This is a genomic window from Microcystis sp. M165S2 (assembly GCF_020245885.1).
Taxonomy (GTDB): domain Bacteria; phylum Cyanobacteriota; class Cyanobacteriia; order Cyanobacteriales; family Microcystaceae; genus Microcystis.
This window is the reverse complement of the sequence record NZ_JADBTZ010000140.1, coordinates 15,578-31,244: the sequence shown is the minus strand read 5'-3', so window position 1 is coordinate 31,244 and position 15,667 is coordinate 15,578. Positions and strand designations below refer to the sequence as shown.

At 42.7% G+C, this 15,667-nt stretch carries 15 protein-coding genes and 1 pseudogene; 3 read left to right on the top strand and 13 right to left on the bottom strand.

The window, feature by feature from the left end; all coding sequences use genetic code 11:
* Positions 1 to 220: 220 nt before the first annotated feature.
* A pseudogene (locus IM479_RS07500) lies at positions 221 to 322 on the top strand (element excision factor XisI family protein); the annotation flags it as partial.
* Positions 323 to 601: 279 nt separating this feature from the next.
* On the opposite strand, the gene IM479_RS07495 reads toward IM479_RS07500, so the two are convergent.
* From IM479_RS07495 to IM479_RS07445, 12 genes are all read right to left on the bottom strand, one after another.
* Positions 602 to 1,414, bottom strand: coding sequence for a BsaWI family type II restriction enzyme (locus IM479_RS07495; protein ID WP_287687133.1), 813 nt, complete (start codon positions 1,412 to 1,414; stop codon positions 602 to 604).
* Between the two features lie 12 nt (positions 1,415 to 1,426).
* Positions 1,427 to 2,443 (bottom strand): DNA (cytosine-5-)-methyltransferase, encoded by a 1,017-nt coding sequence (gene dcm / locus IM479_RS07490; protein ID WP_287687132.1) that lies wholly within the window; start codon positions 2,441 to 2,443, stop codon positions 1,427 to 1,429.
* Between the two features lie 161 nt (positions 2,444 to 2,604).
* Complete coding sequence (ald, locus tag IM479_RS07485) at positions 2,605 to 3,690, bottom strand: alanine dehydrogenase (protein ID WP_287687131.1); 1,086 nt, start codon at positions 3,688 to 3,690, stop codon at positions 2,605 to 2,607.
* A gap of 289 nt (positions 3,691 to 3,979) precedes the next feature.
* Positions 3,980 to 4,282 carry a DUF3181 family protein gene (locus IM479_RS07480; RefSeq protein ID WP_002761852.1) on the bottom strand — a complete coding sequence of 101 codons (303 nt, stop codon included), beginning with the start codon at positions 4,280 to 4,282 and terminating at the stop codon, positions 3,980 to 3,982.
* On the bottom strand, positions 4,275 to 4,529 hold the full coding sequence (locus tag IM479_RS07475) for a hypothetical protein (RefSeq protein WP_286826012.1): 255 nt from the start codon (positions 4,527 to 4,529) through the stop codon (positions 4,275 to 4,277). The genes IM479_RS07480 and IM479_RS07475 overlap by 8 nt, the downstream gene beginning before the upstream one ends.
* Before the next feature lie 251 nt (positions 4,530 to 4,780).
* Positions 4,781 to 6,649 carry a cation:proton antiporter gene (locus IM479_RS07470; protein ID WP_287687129.1) on the bottom strand — a complete coding sequence of 623 codons (1,869 nt, stop codon included), beginning with the start codon at positions 6,647 to 6,649 and terminating at the stop codon, positions 4,781 to 4,783.
* Between the two features lie 104 nt (positions 6,650 to 6,753).
* Complete coding sequence (locus tag IM479_RS07465; RefSeq protein WP_286826010.1) at positions 6,754 to 7,044, bottom strand: type II toxin-antitoxin system RelE/ParE family toxin; 291 nt, start codon at positions 7,042 to 7,044, stop codon at positions 6,754 to 6,756.
* Complete coding sequence (locus tag IM479_RS07460) at positions 7,044 to 7,334, bottom strand: hypothetical protein (protein ID WP_287687127.1); 291 nt, start codon at positions 7,332 to 7,334, stop codon at positions 7,044 to 7,046. Before IM479_RS07460 ends, IM479_RS07465 begins: the two co-directional genes overlap by 1 nt.
* Before the next feature lie 136 nt (positions 7,335 to 7,470).
* Entirely contained in the window at positions 7,471 to 7,683 is a 213-nt protein-coding gene (locus tag IM479_RS07455) for a PEP-CTERM sorting domain-containing protein (protein ID WP_287687125.1), read from the bottom strand.
* On the bottom strand, positions 7,676 to 7,825 hold the full coding sequence (locus IM479_RS23020) for an NIDO-like domain-containing protein (RefSeq protein ID WP_502845707.1): 150 nt from the start codon (positions 7,823 to 7,825) through the stop codon (positions 7,676 to 7,678). The genes IM479_RS07455 and IM479_RS23020 overlap by 8 nt, the downstream gene beginning before the upstream one ends.
* A 22-nt stretch (positions 7,826 to 7,847) precedes the next feature.
* Positions 7,848 to 9,968, bottom strand: a complete 2,121-nt coding sequence (gene pta / locus IM479_RS07450; RefSeq protein ID WP_287687123.1) for a phosphate acetyltransferase — start codon at positions 9,966 to 9,968, stop codon at positions 7,848 to 7,850.
* 417 nt (positions 9,969 to 10,385) lie between these two features.
* Positions 10,386 to 12,182 carry an N-acetylmuramoyl-L-alanine amidase family protein gene (locus IM479_RS07445; RefSeq protein WP_287687122.1) on the bottom strand — a complete coding sequence of 599 codons (1,797 nt, stop codon included), beginning with the start codon at positions 12,180 to 12,182 and terminating at the stop codon, positions 10,386 to 10,388.
* Between the two features lie 224 nt (positions 12,183 to 12,406).
* Between IM479_RS07445 and IM479_RS07440 the strand changes: the two genes are divergently transcribed.
* The gene (locus tag IM479_RS07440; RefSeq protein WP_287687121.1) at positions 12,407 to 12,841 is read left to right on the top strand and encodes a peroxiredoxin; all 435 of its coding nucleotides are present in this window, start codon (positions 12,407 to 12,409) and stop codon (positions 12,839 to 12,841) included.
* Positions 12,842 to 13,043: 202 nt separating this feature from the next.
* Positions 13,044 to 14,048, top strand: coding sequence for a glycoside hydrolase family 10-like protein (locus tag IM479_RS07435; RefSeq protein ID WP_287687119.1), 1,005 nt, complete (start codon positions 13,044 to 13,046; stop codon positions 14,046 to 14,048).
* A 430-nt stretch (positions 14,049 to 14,478) separates the two neighbouring features.
* On the opposite strand, the gene cruG is transcribed toward IM479_RS07435, so the two are convergent.
* Positions 14,479 to 15,666: a 2'-O-glycosyltransferase CruG gene (cruG, locus tag IM479_RS07430; RefSeq protein WP_287687117.1), complete on the bottom strand. Its 1,188-nt coding sequence runs from the start codon at positions 15,664 to 15,666 to the stop codon at positions 14,479 to 14,481.
* Between the last annotated feature and the right edge of the window lies 1 nt (position 15,667).

Below are 15,667 nucleotides of genomic sequence, written 5' to 3'. Positions count from 1 at the left end.
CCATGATAACCCAACGATTGTCTGGGGATAATTTCCCCTCCGAGGGAAACTCGAAGTTTTCTGGTGAGGTTGGGGGTAGCTCAATCTTGCGATACATTGGTACTAAGGAGAGAAGATGCAAGGGTTTTGAGTAATTTTAGCAGATTCAGGGGCACCTAAGCGACTCTCAATCTAGCTAAAAGCCTTTTCCAATAAAGGTTGTAGCTTCTTTCAGCCAACCCTAGCTACTGATTTGATGGAGGCAGGTATTCCCAAAGAAGATATAGTACTCGGCTTTCGTTATCCTAAAGTACGCAAATATACAGGATTTGCTGTAGCTTAGTCACCAGAAATGTTGAATCTGTACATAAAACTTTATGCACAAGCTGAAATTGCAAAAGTGTTTTAGACAAACTCAATTATAAACCAAGTAATGCAATGGAGAATTTAATTTAACTTGTCGTACTTTTAGCCCTGAAATATATGATAGCGATGATAGTTTAAAAAATCCAAATCCGGTGAGAAGCGATCGGGAACATTTAAATTTTTACCGCGATAGTTGATAAAATTTAGTTCTAACGTCTCACTACCTTGATCCTGAGCCTTTTTTATTTTAATCGATCTATTTGAAAAAATCTCTAACAAAGTCCAATAATTCTGATAGAGGACTAATAAAATCTTGCAATTCTTTATTAATGTTTTTGGCTAAAAATGCTTTATCAAAAAATTTTAACATTCCTCGTTGTTGAGGATTGTTAATTTCGTTATAAAAATTAACTGTAACAAAACAGATAAGAGGAATTTCTGGAACATTATAGTTAATGCCGTATTTTTCCTTAATTTTAGAGCCATGGTCATTAGCTATTTCTAGCAAAAGTTTCCATTTATAGGTTTGTGCCGCTCTTTCTCGCAAAGAAGTTTTTAACGATAAAATTATACATTTAGGATAGGGTATTTCTTGATTATTACCATCACTTATCTTTGAAGAATTATTATAAGAATAAATAATCAAATCACAATCTGGTTTTTGTTGTTCTCCATCACCCAATTTAATAGTCGATATATTTTTAAATCCTCGAACAGCAGATTTTTTATTAGTTATATAAATATCTTGATCAATATTCTTGATTTCCTTATTTTTGAGAAAAATATAGATAACCGCATAGGGAAATATGTTTCCTACCACAGCTTTGGCAGTTTGTTTTTCATCTTTAATCAATCCCTGAAGCTTTCTTTGTTTAATAATTTTTTCTACTTCCTCATGCGAACCTTGAATAACTTCATAGAGATGATTGAAAGCATTTTGATATATCTCCACATCTTGAATTTCTAAAATAGCATCTATTTTCGAGATGACAGGTTGCATATAATAAGCATTCTTGATTGTCTCGATTAATTGATTTTCCTGAGAATTAAAACTATAGATATCACTCATAAATCTTTAGGACTAAAAAACTAGGGCAAGTTCTAATTGTTTGATAATTGGATTTTTGCGTGATGAATCAAGCGAATTTTTCTGATCTAAAATAGGATTATTCAGACTTAGCAATATCTCCCTTCCTATTGCCTCCACCACAGGAGGTACAACCGCATTACCAAACTGTTTATAAGCTTGATTATCAGAGACAGGAATAATGAATTTTTCAGGAAATCCCATCAATCTTGCACATTCTCTTGGTGTTAGACGACGGGGATTTTTTCCCTGTTGAGGGATCAAAATTTCGGAACCATCTTTATAATATCTAGCACTCAAAGTTCTGGCAATCCCCTCTAAATTAACCAATCCATAACCGAAACCATTCCCTTTTTCTTTATGTTTATCAGCATACTTTTGTAAGTAATTCCAGAGATGATCTGTTAAAGTATATTTACTATCAACTTCCCCTTCAAGAATATCTTTAATTTTAGGATGAATATCTGGTATTTCTGGAAACATAAATCGGCTAGGTTTCTCAAACCCGACAATAAAAATTCTTTTTCTGTTCTGGGGAACAAGAGAACGAGCATCTATTACCTGATAATAAATATGATAATTTAAATCCTCTGCTAGGGTATTTTTAATCACTTCAAATGTTTTACCCTTGTCATGACTCTGTAAATTTTTGACATTTTCCAAAATAAATGCTTTCGGTCTTTTTTCTCGAATAATTCTGACAACCTCGAAAAAAAGTGTTCCTTGAGTGGGATGATCAAACCCATGACGAGTACCTAACGCATTGTGTTTAGTTACTCCAGCTATGCTAAAAGGCTGACAGGGAAACCCCGCCGTCAATATATCATGATCTGGTATTGTTAAAGCGGGAATTAAAGTAATATCTCCTTCGGGACTATCGTTAAAATTGGCTTCGTAGGTTTTTCGAGAAAATTTATTCCACTCCGATGAAAAAACACACTGACAACCCAGATTTTCAAAAGCTATTCTAAAGCCCCCAATGCCAGCAAATAAATCAATAAATTTGAACATTTTATCTTAATATTTTTATAGGGATGATCTTCCTTGATTATAACCAACAAGATAGCTAAAGTACAAGTGAATTAACCACCTTAATCCTGTTTTAATTGTTAAGAGAGATACGACTGATTTTCCTAGCAGCTCAAAAGAATTCAGTCGCACCTTTTTGACATTCAAATCAAATCGGGAAAAACTTCGCGCACTGCTGGATGAATTAACCGATGATTGGCGACATTTAACCCCTTAGCGAGGGAAACATCTTGCTCCAAGGCTTTTACCCCATGGTCGGCTAATTTAATAACGTAGGGTAGGGTACTATTATTTAAAGCTTGGGTTGCCGTCCAAGGTACTGCTCCAGGCATATTAGGCACTCCATAATGTACTACTCCCGACTCCAGGTAAGTCGGTTGACTGTGGGAAGTGGCCCGCAGGGTTTCCACGCAGCCCCCTTGGTCCACTGCCACATCGACAATTACAGAACCAGGGTTCATTTTGGCGACTAAAGAGCGAGAAACCAGAGTCGGCGCTCGTTTTCCTAAGACTAGCACTGCCCCAATCAATAAATCGGCCTTAGGAACCACATTTTCTAATTGTGCCGGGCTACTATAAAGCAATTCTACCCGGGAACCGAATAAAGTTTCTAAATAGGCCAAGCGCTCGACGTTAATATCTAAAATAGTTACTTTTGCCCCCATACCGACGGCAATTCTGGCCGCTTCTGTACCCACTACACCACCGCCAAGGATAACCACTTGTCCAGGACTCACCCCGGGGAAACCCCCCAGTAAAACTCCCCTACCTCCCTGTTGTTTTTCCAGATAGCGGGCCCCAAATTGTACCGAAAGACGACCAGCAATAACACTCATGGGAGTCAAGAGAGGCAAGCGACCATCGGCAAGCTCGACAGTTTCATAAGCGATCGCAGTTGTTCCCGACTCGATTAATGCTTCTGTTAAATAGCGCTCGGCCGCTAGGTGTAAATAGGTGAATAGGAGAGCTTCCTTATTTAAAAAGCCGTATTCTGCCTTAAGCGGCTCTTTTACCTTGACAACTAGCGGTTTATCCCAAACTTGTGCCGCTTTTCCCACAATTTTGGCCCCAGCTTTTTGGTAATCCTCATCGCTGAATCCAGCACCTAATCCAGCGGCCGTTTCCACAAATACCCTGTGACCGCGATCATTGAGTACACGCACACTACTAGGACTTAAACCGACGCGAAACTCTTGATCTTTAATCTCTTTGGGAACACCTATTTCCATGGTTTGCTTCTGGGGGACTATTTCTAACTAGGGTATGCGGCAAAAAGTTTTTCGGTGGGGGTAGGGTGTAGGGTGTAGGGTGTAGGGTGTGGGGTGTAGGGTGTGGGGTTTTAGCCATTTTCAGGGGGTCAATTACCTAATTTTCAGGGAAAAGTCCCTGAATTTTCCCCCCGATCACTCCAAAGGCCGGTACTTATCGAACAAAGTTTTTAGATTTATTCAGCAAACCCTAACTACTTTAGCCTGTTAGTCCTAGTCTGCCAGTTATCAGGCATAGTATTTGGCAATTTTAGCGACTTTTTTGGTATTCTTCGAGCAAATCGATTAAATCTATCTGACATTTGCTGGGTAGCAAATCCGCTAGAGAAACTTGCAGATGACCACCTCCGAGGGTGACTTTAATCTCCCGCAGGATAGACATGACTGCATTCTCGCTTAAACTGTCGTTTTCGAGCAAAGGGAAGACTTTTTCGGCAACGACGCTGTGTAAATGTGCCTCCCGGAGATAGAGATGCCATTTAGCCACGTCAATATAGATATTGTCGCCGATTTGGGCCGCCAGATTTTCGATGTCCTGAGTTGTATTAGCCATGGGATGTTACCGAGTAGTTAGCGATCGCCGCTAGATAAATCAAATGTCCCACCAATAGAATAGCCCAAATTCCCGTGAACAGATTCAACCAAGTCCAATCGGAAAATTTAATGATATGAAAAAACCACAACCCTGAATTAATCGCTAAAAAAGCCGCCACATGAACGGCGAAATTCATGCGATCATCTAAACGTCGGAAAGCGGGATCGTTTTTGCGATCGGGTTGACGGGGCCAACGAGGAGGCATAAGCAGTGATCAGTGATCAGTTATCAGTTATCAGTGTACCGTTTTTTTAGCTAAGTAGGTAGGTGTTAAAAGTTCTCAGATCCCCCCGCCTATCGGCACCCCCCTTATCAAGGGGGGCAGGGGGGATCAAAGGCAAAATCTATCTTCAATTTAATTATAACTACTTACTTAAGTTAAGCTGAATCTCTGCCAATCCCTTTACTGTTGCCAGAGTGCCTATCCTCACCAAGAAGTTAATTTTGTCTTATTACTTATCTACTGGTGACAATTTCCACTTCGGGTAAGATTTCTAAAGATAAACGGGTTCTGACAGTGCCAGAAAGACGTTTAAGCAGTTGTGAGCGTAAATCGCGCAGAATATAGATTAATTCGTCTCCCGTGCGCCATTCTTCCCTTTCTGTGACTACCTGTAGGGAATTATCGCGACGCAATAGTAGGGGCAGCAGTTCGCCATTTTCAATTAATTTAGTCAATCTGGTTTGTTGTTCGCTCAAATCATTGCCTTTAAAGATAGTTTTACCCAATTTAATCTGATTATCGTCTAAATACTGATTCCATTCCTTGACCGAAAAACTGGGGAGAAAAACCTGATTAACCTTATTTTGATCTGGGTTAGGGGTTCCCGCAAAGGCAGCCAACACCCGGGGAGGATGAAATTCCTCGCCGGCTCTTTGGGCTAAAACCAGATTAACCTCGCTATTATTAGTCAAAACCAGAAAAGTTCCCATGGATTCGATGCCTGCTTCTTGCAGTATTTTTGTATCAAGTCCGCTACTCTGCATCACCGTCAAACCGTCTTCTTTTGCTTGTTCACAGGCCCTGGCATCCGTATCGATTAAAACCACGTTTTCCCCTTGTTCTTGGAATAAAAAGCCGATTAAGCGACCTAGGGGATTACAACCGACGATTACTGCTCCTGTTGCCGCAGAAGAAGTGATTTTTAGCCCTTTTGCCACCCAACGCGCCGTTAATCCCTGAATAAAAACGGTCATTAAAATTGTTAAAAAGACTAAAGCTTTGATCGCTTCACCGCCATTAATACCGGCACGGGTGAGTAAAATGGCAAATAAAGAAGCTACGGAGGCAGAAACGATTCCTCTAGGGGCAACCCAAGCGATAAATAGCTTATGTCGCCAATTTAGGTCACTTTTTAGGGTACACAAAGCCACACTCAGGGGACGCACCACCAGCATCAAGACTAACACCGTCAGGACGCTGCCCCAACCCAAAGCGATCACACTGGCGATCGAAAGATCCGCCGCTAGTAAAATAAACAGTACCGACACGCAAAGAGTGGTTAATTGACCCTTAAAACGCCTTAATAACCGCTCATCGGGAACGGCCGCCGCTTTTAGCACGATTCCCGCCATTACCACCGCCATTAACCCCGATTCACTGCGACTAAATTGCGATAAACCAAATAATCCCCAGACTCCCGCTAAAACCACGAGATTCTTTAACTCAAAAGTCAGAAAATTGCAAGTTTTTATAATAAAACTTAACAATCCGCCGCCAGCAATGCCGATCGCTGCCCCGATGCCTAAACGCAGGGTTAAACCGGTGATAATTTCCAGGGGGCGGGCATGACTATCAATAATCGTATTTAAGACCACTACGGCTAAAATTGCGCCCACAGGGTCGATTAATACCCCTTCCCCTTCCAAAAGCGTCGCCACCCGCCGATCTACGGCTACTTGCCTCAGCAAAGGCCCGATCACTGTCGGACCGGTTACTACCACTAAAGAAGCGTAAAGAAAAGCGATCGGCCAGGGAAATTCCCCCAACCAGTGGGCCGCCATACCGCCACCGATGAGAGTGATGGAAGTACCGAGGGTGACAAGATTGCGTAAACTGCCAGAAACTCGCCCTAATTCGCGTCCGCTCAGGCTTAAACCGCCTTCAAATAGGATAATCGCCACAGAGAGGGCAACAAGGACTTCTAAGCCAATTCCCAGACTTTGGGGGTATAAAATTTCCCAACCATCGGACCCTAAAGCAATCCCAAAAATGAGCAGGAAGACAATACTAGGAACTTTCAGGTATTCGGCGATGACTTGGGCTGTAATCCCCGCCACCACAGTGATGACAATTTGCAGAGTAAGGGCGAAAGATTGATCCATGTTTAGCGATCGCTTATCAGCTTGTGTCTTTCCATCAATCAGCTAATGTTCCTGACATTATAACTGTTTAGATAGCTGACGGCTGATAGATTCAGCTAGGTGCGTTATGGGAACTGAGTTTCAATGTCCCTTGATTGATGTAACACTCTGACAATCTCGATGCCATCAGCACTTTTGGTATAAAAAATCAGGTAAGGCTTAATCGGGAAACTCCTGAGTCCTGTCAGTAAATCGTCACGCTGCCTACCCATATCAGGAAACTGGGATAACATGGGAAATCTGTCCAGAATTTGAGCAATCTTTTGGTCGGCCAGCATTTCATCTTGTCTGCCTAAATAGAGCCAAATATCTTCCAAATCTTGCTCCGCTTGGTGTGAAATGCGAAAGCGATTCACTAGATTAACTCCTGTTGAAGTCGCTGTTTTCCACGCATCTTAATAGTTTCTAACAAACTGGGCAATGAGGAATCGTCATACTCCACATAATTACCCTGTTTGAGTTGCTCTATTCCTAGCTCAATTTCCTGCTGCAATGCCTCTTGTTGGCGTTGAATTGCCTCATCCGATAGGGCGGAATGCCTGATTTTCTGTTGGAGAAGTTCTCGTTCCTCGTCAGTTAGGGAAAGGATAATTTGAGCGAGGGAGTCAATCAATTTGATGTTCAGTGAAGCCGCCGGTTGACTCATGATTAAAAAAGTTATAGAGATCGATACAATTGCCTGAATCTAATCTAGCGCGAGTTGGCAACCCCCAAACAAAAACAGGGCAGGCAAGACACCTACCCCGCTTCGCATGAGTTCGCAACCCATCCCACTACTGTTTCTAATTCAAATGGCGCTTGAGTGCCGCTCCCGCTCCCAGCAAGCCCAAGGCCAGCAAACCTAAACCAGAACTTGGTTCAGGAACTTTAGAAATCAGGTACCCACGATTGGAGACACCGACATCCAGGTCAGAAACACTGTTCACTAAAGTCAGTGCGTCAGTGCCGCCGTCGTTTTGGATACCAATAGTGACAGGGCTGCCGTCGTTAATCACCGTACTGCAATTCAATGTTATTGCTTCCCTCCCGGAGGATCATTTCAAAGGTAACTCGAGGGCCATCGAAGAAATGCGGCACATCGTAAAAACCGACGACGAACTCCTGAGAGCCGGGCAAGCCAATCGTCTGATAGCGAATATTACCCTGGGGATTATTGAGGTCATTCCAGAAACCCGCAACTAAGTTGCAAAGATTGGGATTGAATGGCCGTGATTACCACCGTATTGATAATATCGGGAACGGTACAACCGCGACTGAGATCATTGACGGGTTTTTTTAATCCCTGTAGGATTGGACCAATGGCTAAAGCTTTCGTTTCCCGCTGCACGGCTTTATAAGTATTATTACCTGTATTCAGGTCAGGAAAAATAAACACCGTCGCTTGGCCCGCCACCTCTGACCCCGGCATTTTTTGGGCGGCTACTTCCTTATCCACGGCCGCATCGTACTGAATTGGCCCTTCTAGCTTCAAATCGGGGCGTTTTTCCCTAGCGATTTTGGTCGCTTGTCGTACTTTTTCCACGTCTTCTCCCTGGCCCGATTGACCCGAAGAATAGGAAAGCAGGGCGATTCGCGGTTCAATTCCGAATTTTTGGGCGGTTTCGGCAGAAGATAGGGCGATTTCGGCTAATTCCTCGGCACTGGGGTCGGGATTCACCGCACAATCCCCATAGACCAAGACTCGATCCTCTAAACACATAAAAAAGACCGAGGAGACGATCGCACAATCGGGCTTAGTTTTGATAATCTGGAGTGCAGGCCGAATTGTGTGTTGAGTTGTATGCACTGCCCCCGATACCATACCATCAGCATCGCCTTGATACACCATTAAAGTGGCAAAATAGGAGACATCCTGTGCATAATCCCGGGCCAGATCCAGATTCATTCCCTTGGCTTTTCTCGCTTCGTAGAGGGTCTGCACATAGCTTTCAAAATGGGGACTATCCACGGGGTGAATAATTTGCAGGCGATCGAGATCGAGAGTGATACCATGTTTTTTAATCACCATTGCGATCTCGTCCGGTTGTCCCAAGAGGGTTAAATCGACGATATCCTGTTCGATTAAAACTGTGGCTGCCTGGAGGATGCGCGGCTCAGTCCCCTCGGCCAAAACGATGTGACGTTTTTGCGCTTTGGCCTGTTGTACGAGATTATAGGTGAACATCTTCGGGGTAATCCCCTGGGTCCGCAAAGTGCGAATTTGCGCTTCTAGGCGATCGAGATTGATGTTATTGTGAAAAAGCTGCAGACTGAGGTTAATTTTATCGTAGTCCGTCGAGGTCAGGGTAGTCCGCACTTGATGGATGCGTTCGGCCGTGGTGTAGGTATCGGTGGTGACGGAGAGAATCGGTAAGGGATCGGGCAAACCTTCAATTAAACGGGCGATCGAAGGATTGAGACTATGACCTGCTGTTAAGACTATACCAGCTAATTGGGGATAATTGGCCGATTGGTGGGCCTGTAACATCCCGATAATCACATCGCCGCGATCCCAAGGGGTGATAATTAAACTATCTTCCTTTATCCGCTCTAGGGCATTTTGCATCTGCATGGCCACCACCAGAAAGTTACTAGCTAAACTATCTAATCTCTGCTGTCCGTAGAGAACTTTTGCCTGTAATTGTTGGGCGATTTCTGCCACTCGCGGGCTGCTAAGTTTAGCATTGTGGGGAATCACTCCTAGGGCATATTCTTGGGGGGGAAAAATTCTAGTCAGGCTTTTCCGTAATTCGTCTATTTTTTCCTCTTCTGCTTGATTGATAATAATCCCAATCACCGTACAACCTTTATCTTGGTAGGTGTCGCAGGAAATCAGGATCGGACTAAGGGCATCTTCGATACTGCGATGGTGGGCATTACCTAATATTAAGATGGGATGGCCGAGATTTTTGGCGATTTCTGTATTTAGTTCAAATTCAAAGGCGGAATTTTCTTGCAGATAATCGGAACCTTCACAGAGGATAAAATCATATTTTTTTTCTAAATTTTTAAACTTTTTGATAATTCTTTCGATGATTTCATCAAATTTTTTTTGTACCAATAAATCCTTAACTTCTTCGTAACATAAACCGAAGGCTTCTTCGTAGGTTTGTTCTAATTTAAAATAATTGAGGATTAAGTCAATGTCTTCGTCCCGATGACCTTCGGAACAGTCGAGAACAATTGGCTGGAAAAAGGCAACTTTATTAGTTTTGCGGAGAATTAAGTCAATAATTCCTAAAGCTACTAACGCTTTACCGCTTCCCGTTGCCGTCGTGCTGATATATAAAGAGTTAGCCATGGGTAGAGGAGAATAATAACAGGAGTGGGATTTAATTGGCCCACCCCAACCTTGAGGTGGGCAATTGATCTCCCCTTAATCCCCCCTTAATAAGGGGGGCAGCGATTAAGTTGTCTATAAGGGTGTGAACTGTTGGCAAATTTTTAGGTAAACTATCTTTATTTGTTTGCTCATCCAGAGATTTTTTTCACAGAGCGATCGCTGTTTGAATATCTACTAGAGAGCGATGGACTATACCTTGTAATCTAGCAGTTATTTTGTCCGATTGCTGTTCACTGGTAACATTTTTTCCATGAACTTGATTTAATTTCCTCAGACTAAAAGAAAAACTCCAGCAAATCCTATCACTGGCTTTCCAGCTAGGGCTTGATTTTTCACAAAGATTTAAGCTTATCTCCCTCGGATTGCCATTAAATCTTAACTGGAAGCAATTACCCCAGATTGTTGAAACCATTGGCTAATTCCGGCGGCTAAAACCTGCGCTAATTGTTTTTGTGCCTCAGTATCGGTAATCCATTCAAATTCTTGAGGATTACTCATAAATCCTAACTCTAATAACAATGAAGGACTACTATAGGGACGAGTTAAAGCTAAATTATTCCAAAATACTCCATAGGAAGGACGGTTAAGATTTTTGGTTAAATAATCGTGGAGAAAAACCGATAAATCCGCTGCCGGGGGATGATACCAAAATATGCCAATTCCTTGAGTATTTAAGGCATCTCCATCATCGGGTAAAGCATTATAGTGAACCGATAGCGCTAGGGTTGGTTGCAGATTATTAATCATCTCTACTCGTGCTGGTAGGGATAAGTCGATGTCCGTTTCTCTGGTTAAATAAACTGTTGCTCCCAATTTTTCTAACTCCCGTTTAATTAATTTAGACATAAGCAAATTAATCTCTTTTTCTGTGTAACCCGTCGGACCGACTGCACCGGTTTCTTTACCTCCGTGTCCAGGATCTAATAAAATAACTTTGCCCTGTAAATTAGCACTTTTTTCTGGAGGATGACGCAGGGTTAAGATTAAATTTGTCCCCTGGTAACGAAGACTATAACCCCACTGTTGTTTTTGATTAAGATTTAAAGTGTATTCTATGGTATTCGGGTTAATTTGTCGCCAATCTAAACGTCTAACTAAAGGATTATCCACTAGAAAAATTGTATCGGTTTGGGCAATGGTATTATAAAGGGTCAAAATAAATTTATCATCTTCTTGTGCCACGGCGATGGGTACAGGATGGGAGAGGGGAAAAATAATTTCTGTTGCTTGATTGATACTTCGAGAAGAGAGACCGCGAATATTAGCATTATCTAGGACTTCATTGACTATTAAACGGGTTTCTCGCTCTAAAATCCAACCACCATAATCTAACCGTAACCAATCCCCTTCTTTCCCAGTGACTCTCGCTTTTGTGCCTTGGGGTAAAGGAGTTAAGCGGGAATAATCACTACCCGGCCCCGTACGCGCTACCCCTTCCGCAACTATAATTTCAATCACTGGTAAATTTTGATCGCTAATAATGTTAATTTCTCCTTGACTTTGTTGGCTAATTGAGCGATTATTTAATTGTGCTGTAAAAATAGGTTTTCCTAAGTTAGCCTCTTTTTGAAACTGTTGACAACCTCGATAGTAACCAGTTTTATCCTCCGAATTCGCTTGATTAAGATTAGTTAAAACTGCGGCATTACTAGGCAGTTTTGTGGTTTGAGGTTGGGGTAAAAGAGGTAGGATTTTATCTCCTAACTGCACAGAAACCTGTGCTTGGGGGGTAGCAATCGCGCTAAAACAAATCCATTCCCCCACTAACCGCGTCTTATTGACAGAAGGACTGAGAGAGTTATCAGCAAAAGCTAATTCTTGGGGAATAACTGCCTGAGTATCTCGACGAATTATTTGGCGATTAATAGTTTGGTTTTGATAGCGAATAGTGAAATTATTTTCGCCAACTTGTAGGGGAAAACTAGGGGCAAAATATCCTTTAGCACTGCGTTGAATCGGTTGATTATTGAGCAAAACTTGACCCGATGGAGGAGCAGAGCCAATAAAAAAGATTCTAGAGGCCGTGGTTTGATGATTATCGGGAGGATAAACAATCATTAATGAGGCAGATTTGGCCATGATACTGTGATAAAAACCGATTAATAGGACTAAACCCAAACCGATTAAGATATTTTGCCCAAAAGTTCTCACTTTTAACCAGAATGGCCTCATATTATCCCCCTCTTAGCTGACAAATATTATCCTAAAACAAATTCTGGAGGTTTGTTGTTCGTCTTCTCAGCTGTACTGTATTTAAACTGATGGGGAATTTTAGTACAAATGCTCTGGCTTCTTCTCCCCTCTCCCCACACCCTACCCCCCACACCCTACACCCTGTTTTTGACCGTCATCCCTTATGATCAATATAGATTAACTTTTGTAAAGGAATCGGAGTTATGGCTTTAACCGTTGGAACAATCGCACCGAACTTTAACACCACCGACGATACTGGAAAAACCGTTTCCCTGTCGGATTTTCAAGGTAAAGTCGTAGTTTTATACTTCTATCCCAAAGATGATACCCCCGGTTGCACCAAGCAAGCGCAAAATTTCCGGGATAACTACCAACAATACCAAGACAAGGAAATAGTAGTCTTCGGGGTGAGCAGGGATGACCAAGGTTCCCATGCACAATTTAAAGAAAAATACAGTTTACCCTTCCAATTGCTAGTAGATACCAATGGTGCTATCACCAAAGCTTATGATGTCGATGGTGGTGGCTATTCTAAGCGCGTCACCTATATCATCGATGGAGAAGGCAAAATTAGCCATGTAGATGACAAAGTGAATACCGCTACTCACGCATCGGATATTCTCTGTGTAGTCGGTTAATTTTCCCTAAAATCTTTTCTGGGTGTGTTAGGACAGCCTAATACACCCGATATCTATCTTCCAGTTCAATGATAATCAGTTTTTAATAACCAGATTTGGTATAACTAAATAGGGCTTGCTGTTGCCGATGAGGAACTGAATATTAAAAATCGGACTAAAATAATACTATTATCAAATATCTTGGTGGGATTAATCGGCAATCATGGTTAAGTTTAGCAAGTACCTAAAGAGGTTTGGGATTGTTGCTGGAGTGGCTTTTTTGTTGTTGGTTACTCACCGAGCGGCTCCCCGAAAGGCAGTGGAAAATGAGCAGATGAAGGGGGTTTGGTTAACCAATATTGGCACGATATTGTTACATCATACTACGTCCTTAGATGAGGTGTTAAATCATCTTTCGCGATCGGGTTATGACCGGGTATATTTTAGTGTTTATGGGTTTGGGGGAACGCTTTATCCGACTGCCCAACGTCCGACGAATTGGTTGTTTGTGCCGCCGTTGATCAATCCCTGGAGAGCGGCGGTTAAGGAGTCTTTACGGCAGGGTTTGAAGCCCTATGCTTGGTTTGAGTATGGTTTAATGTTATCGCCTAAGGATCCCATTGCCAAAAAGCATCCGGATTGGTTATTAAAAACGCCCACAGGGAAGACGGTGGTGGAAACGAATGTCTGGTTAGATCCGGCGAATCCGCAGGTGCAAGCCTATCTTTTTGGCAATATGGAAGATATTTTAAAAGAAAAAGATTTGGCGGGGATTCAGTTAGATGATCATTGGGCAGTTCCCCGTGTTTTTGGTAATAAAAGTCAAGCTTTAACGAATTTAACCCGCAAGTTACATGATCATGTCAAGGCGATTAATCCCAAGTTGGTGGTGAGTCTTTCACCTAATCCTCACTCTTTTGCGGTGAATAAATATAATCAAAATTGGTTGGCTTGGGTGCGTCAAGGGATTGTGGATGAGGTGGTCTTACAGATCTATCGGAAAACTCCCAATCAGGTGGCGGCAAGTCTTTCGGGTTCGGGACTGGCGACAGCTTCCCGGTATGTGCCGGTGGGGGTGGGTTTATACGCGGGTTGGAATCCTGATTTTTCCTTAAAGGGTTTACAGGCTCAGATGAGGACGGTGGAGCAGCAGGGTTATGGCTATTCGTTATTTTGTTGGGAGTTTGTGGTCATGCGTCATCTTTTTAATCATATTCCTCAGTTTTAACGGGCTAAACAGTAATTGCTTTTGAACAGATGCTCAAGTTCACTTTTTTGGGTTGTCTGAAATACCCTATTAATATTATAATTTCTCTATCTCAGTAAATGAATCGGCCATCAGACGCTTATGAGTTTAATTCAAGAAGGAATAAAAAAAGGCGTTGCTGATTTGAGATATGAATCTTCTTTTGTGGGATTTTTAAAAACTAGACTCAAACTGACTTTTGGATACGATGCACAGTTGCCATTCCTACCTTGATTCAGCAACGCTGAAAAAGCTAAACAGGAAGTCGAAGCCATGATTTTAGCTGATGACTAAAAGCCTAATTTATCTTGAAAACCGTTAAAATAAAAAGGAGAAAATCTAAGGCAAACTTCATAAAAGAAACCCTTAAAGTTGGGTTTCTACGAAACTGAGGGTCTTCACCCTAACATTTTTAATACACTCGACCGCGCCAACTTTGGGGACGGGTAAAAGCAGAGATAAAAATGCGGATAACTGCCAGCGGATCCGCTAGGGGAGATAGCCAAAATAGTCCTGAAGATAGATTGACTTTTTCGCCGCGATAGTAACTAGGAGAGACGGCCAATAAAAGGGCAAAACGAATCAATAACAGCAGCAGATTTAAAGCGAGGAGAATTTTTAAACTGAGGAAATCGTAGCCGAAATTAAAAGCCGTTACAAGCAAGGGAGTGATAATTATCGGTAATCCCTGAGTACAGGTCAATAAAGCTAAATCTCCCCATAATTGCCCCTGATAGGAGGCATCTTTGAGGTCCAGAGATCTGCCCCATTCGCGCCAAGTTTCCCTAAGTCCTTCGTACATCCGCACGCGAATTAACTTCGCCCCATCGAGAAATCCCACCCGATAGCCTTTAGTTGCCGCTAGACGGGCGAGGGTGACATCATCGCAAAAAGAACCTTTTGCCCCGCTATAACCGTCTAAAGCCGCTAAAACTGACCGCCGACAGAGAAAACATTGACCATTGGCCATCACTCTTTCGGGATCTTGTTCTCGCACCCCGGCGGAATCAAAGCGATAGAGCAAAGTCATCAATAAAGCCGGCTGTAACCACCATTCCCCCGGATAGGAGAGGATAAATTGCGGCGACAGGGAAACTAAATCATAACCTTCTGCGATCGCAGCTTTCACTAAACTAGCCACTAAATTAGCTTGGGGTTGCGTATCGGCATCAATGCCCAAAATCCAGTCACTTTCAGGGGAACTAAACAAAAAACCATTGTGTAACGCCCAGGGACGACCTACCCAATCCGGGGGTAAAGGATAATCGGTTTTCAAGCGAAAGCGGGGGTCTTTTGCCGCTATCTCTTTAACTTTTTCCCGCGTACCATCTTGGGAATTGCTATCGACAATCAGAATTTCTCGCACTTCGTAACTCTGTTGAGTCAATCCCCGTAAACAACCGTCAATCCTGGCCACTTCGTTTAACGTCGGCACAATCACGCTTACCGTCCCTAACATCTCCGGGGTGGGAGGTTGGGGAGTCAGGGGAGGACGACGACGCGCCCCTTTCAGCAGACGGGAAAGAAGGATAAAAAAGGCAACAGCCTGAGACAGCAGTAGCCCCAGGCAGAATGCACCGAGAATTATCTCAGTTAACAAC

Bases quoted from the DNA above. Each gene is read 5' to 3' on its own strand.
- IM479_RS07495 (WP_287687133.1), bottom strand. From the start codon at position 1,414: ATGAGTGATATCTATAGTTTTAATTCTCAGGAAAATCAATTAATCGAG.
- dcm (WP_287687132.1), bottom strand. From the start codon at position 2,443: ATGTTCAAATTTATTGATTTATTTGCTGGCATTGGGGGCTTTAGAATA.
- ald (WP_287687131.1), bottom strand. From the start codon at position 3,690: ATGGAAATAGGTGTTCCCAAAGAGATTAAAGATCAAGAGTTTCGCGTC.
- IM479_RS07480 (WP_002761852.1), bottom strand. From the start codon at position 4,282: ATGGCTAATACAACTCAGGACATCGAAAATCTGGCGGCCCAAATCGGC.
- IM479_RS07475 (WP_286826012.1), bottom strand. From the start codon at position 4,529: ATGCCTCCTCGTTGGCCCCGTCAACCCGATCGCAAAAACGATCCCGCT.
- IM479_RS07470 (WP_287687129.1), bottom strand. From the start codon at position 6,649: ATGGATCAATCTTTCGCCCTTACTCTGCAAATTGTCATCACTGTGGTG.
- IM479_RS07460 (WP_287687127.1), bottom strand. From the start codon at position 7,334: ATGAGTCAACCGGCGGCTTCACTGAACATCAAATTGATTGACTCCCTC.
- pta (WP_287687123.1), bottom strand. From the start codon at position 9,968: ATGGCTAACTCTTTATATATCAGCACGACGGCAACGGGAAGCGGTAAA.
- IM479_RS07445 (WP_287687122.1), bottom strand. From the start codon at position 12,182: ATGAGGCCATTCTGGTTAAAAGTGAGAACTTTTGGGCAAAATATCTTA.
- IM479_RS07440 (WP_287687121.1), top strand. From the start codon at position 12,407: ATGGCTTTAACCGTTGGAACAATCGCACCGAACTTTAACACCACCGAC.
- IM479_RS07435 (WP_287687119.1), top strand. From the start codon at position 13,044: ATGGTTAAGTTTAGCAAGTACCTAAAGAGGTTTGGGATTGTTGCTGGA.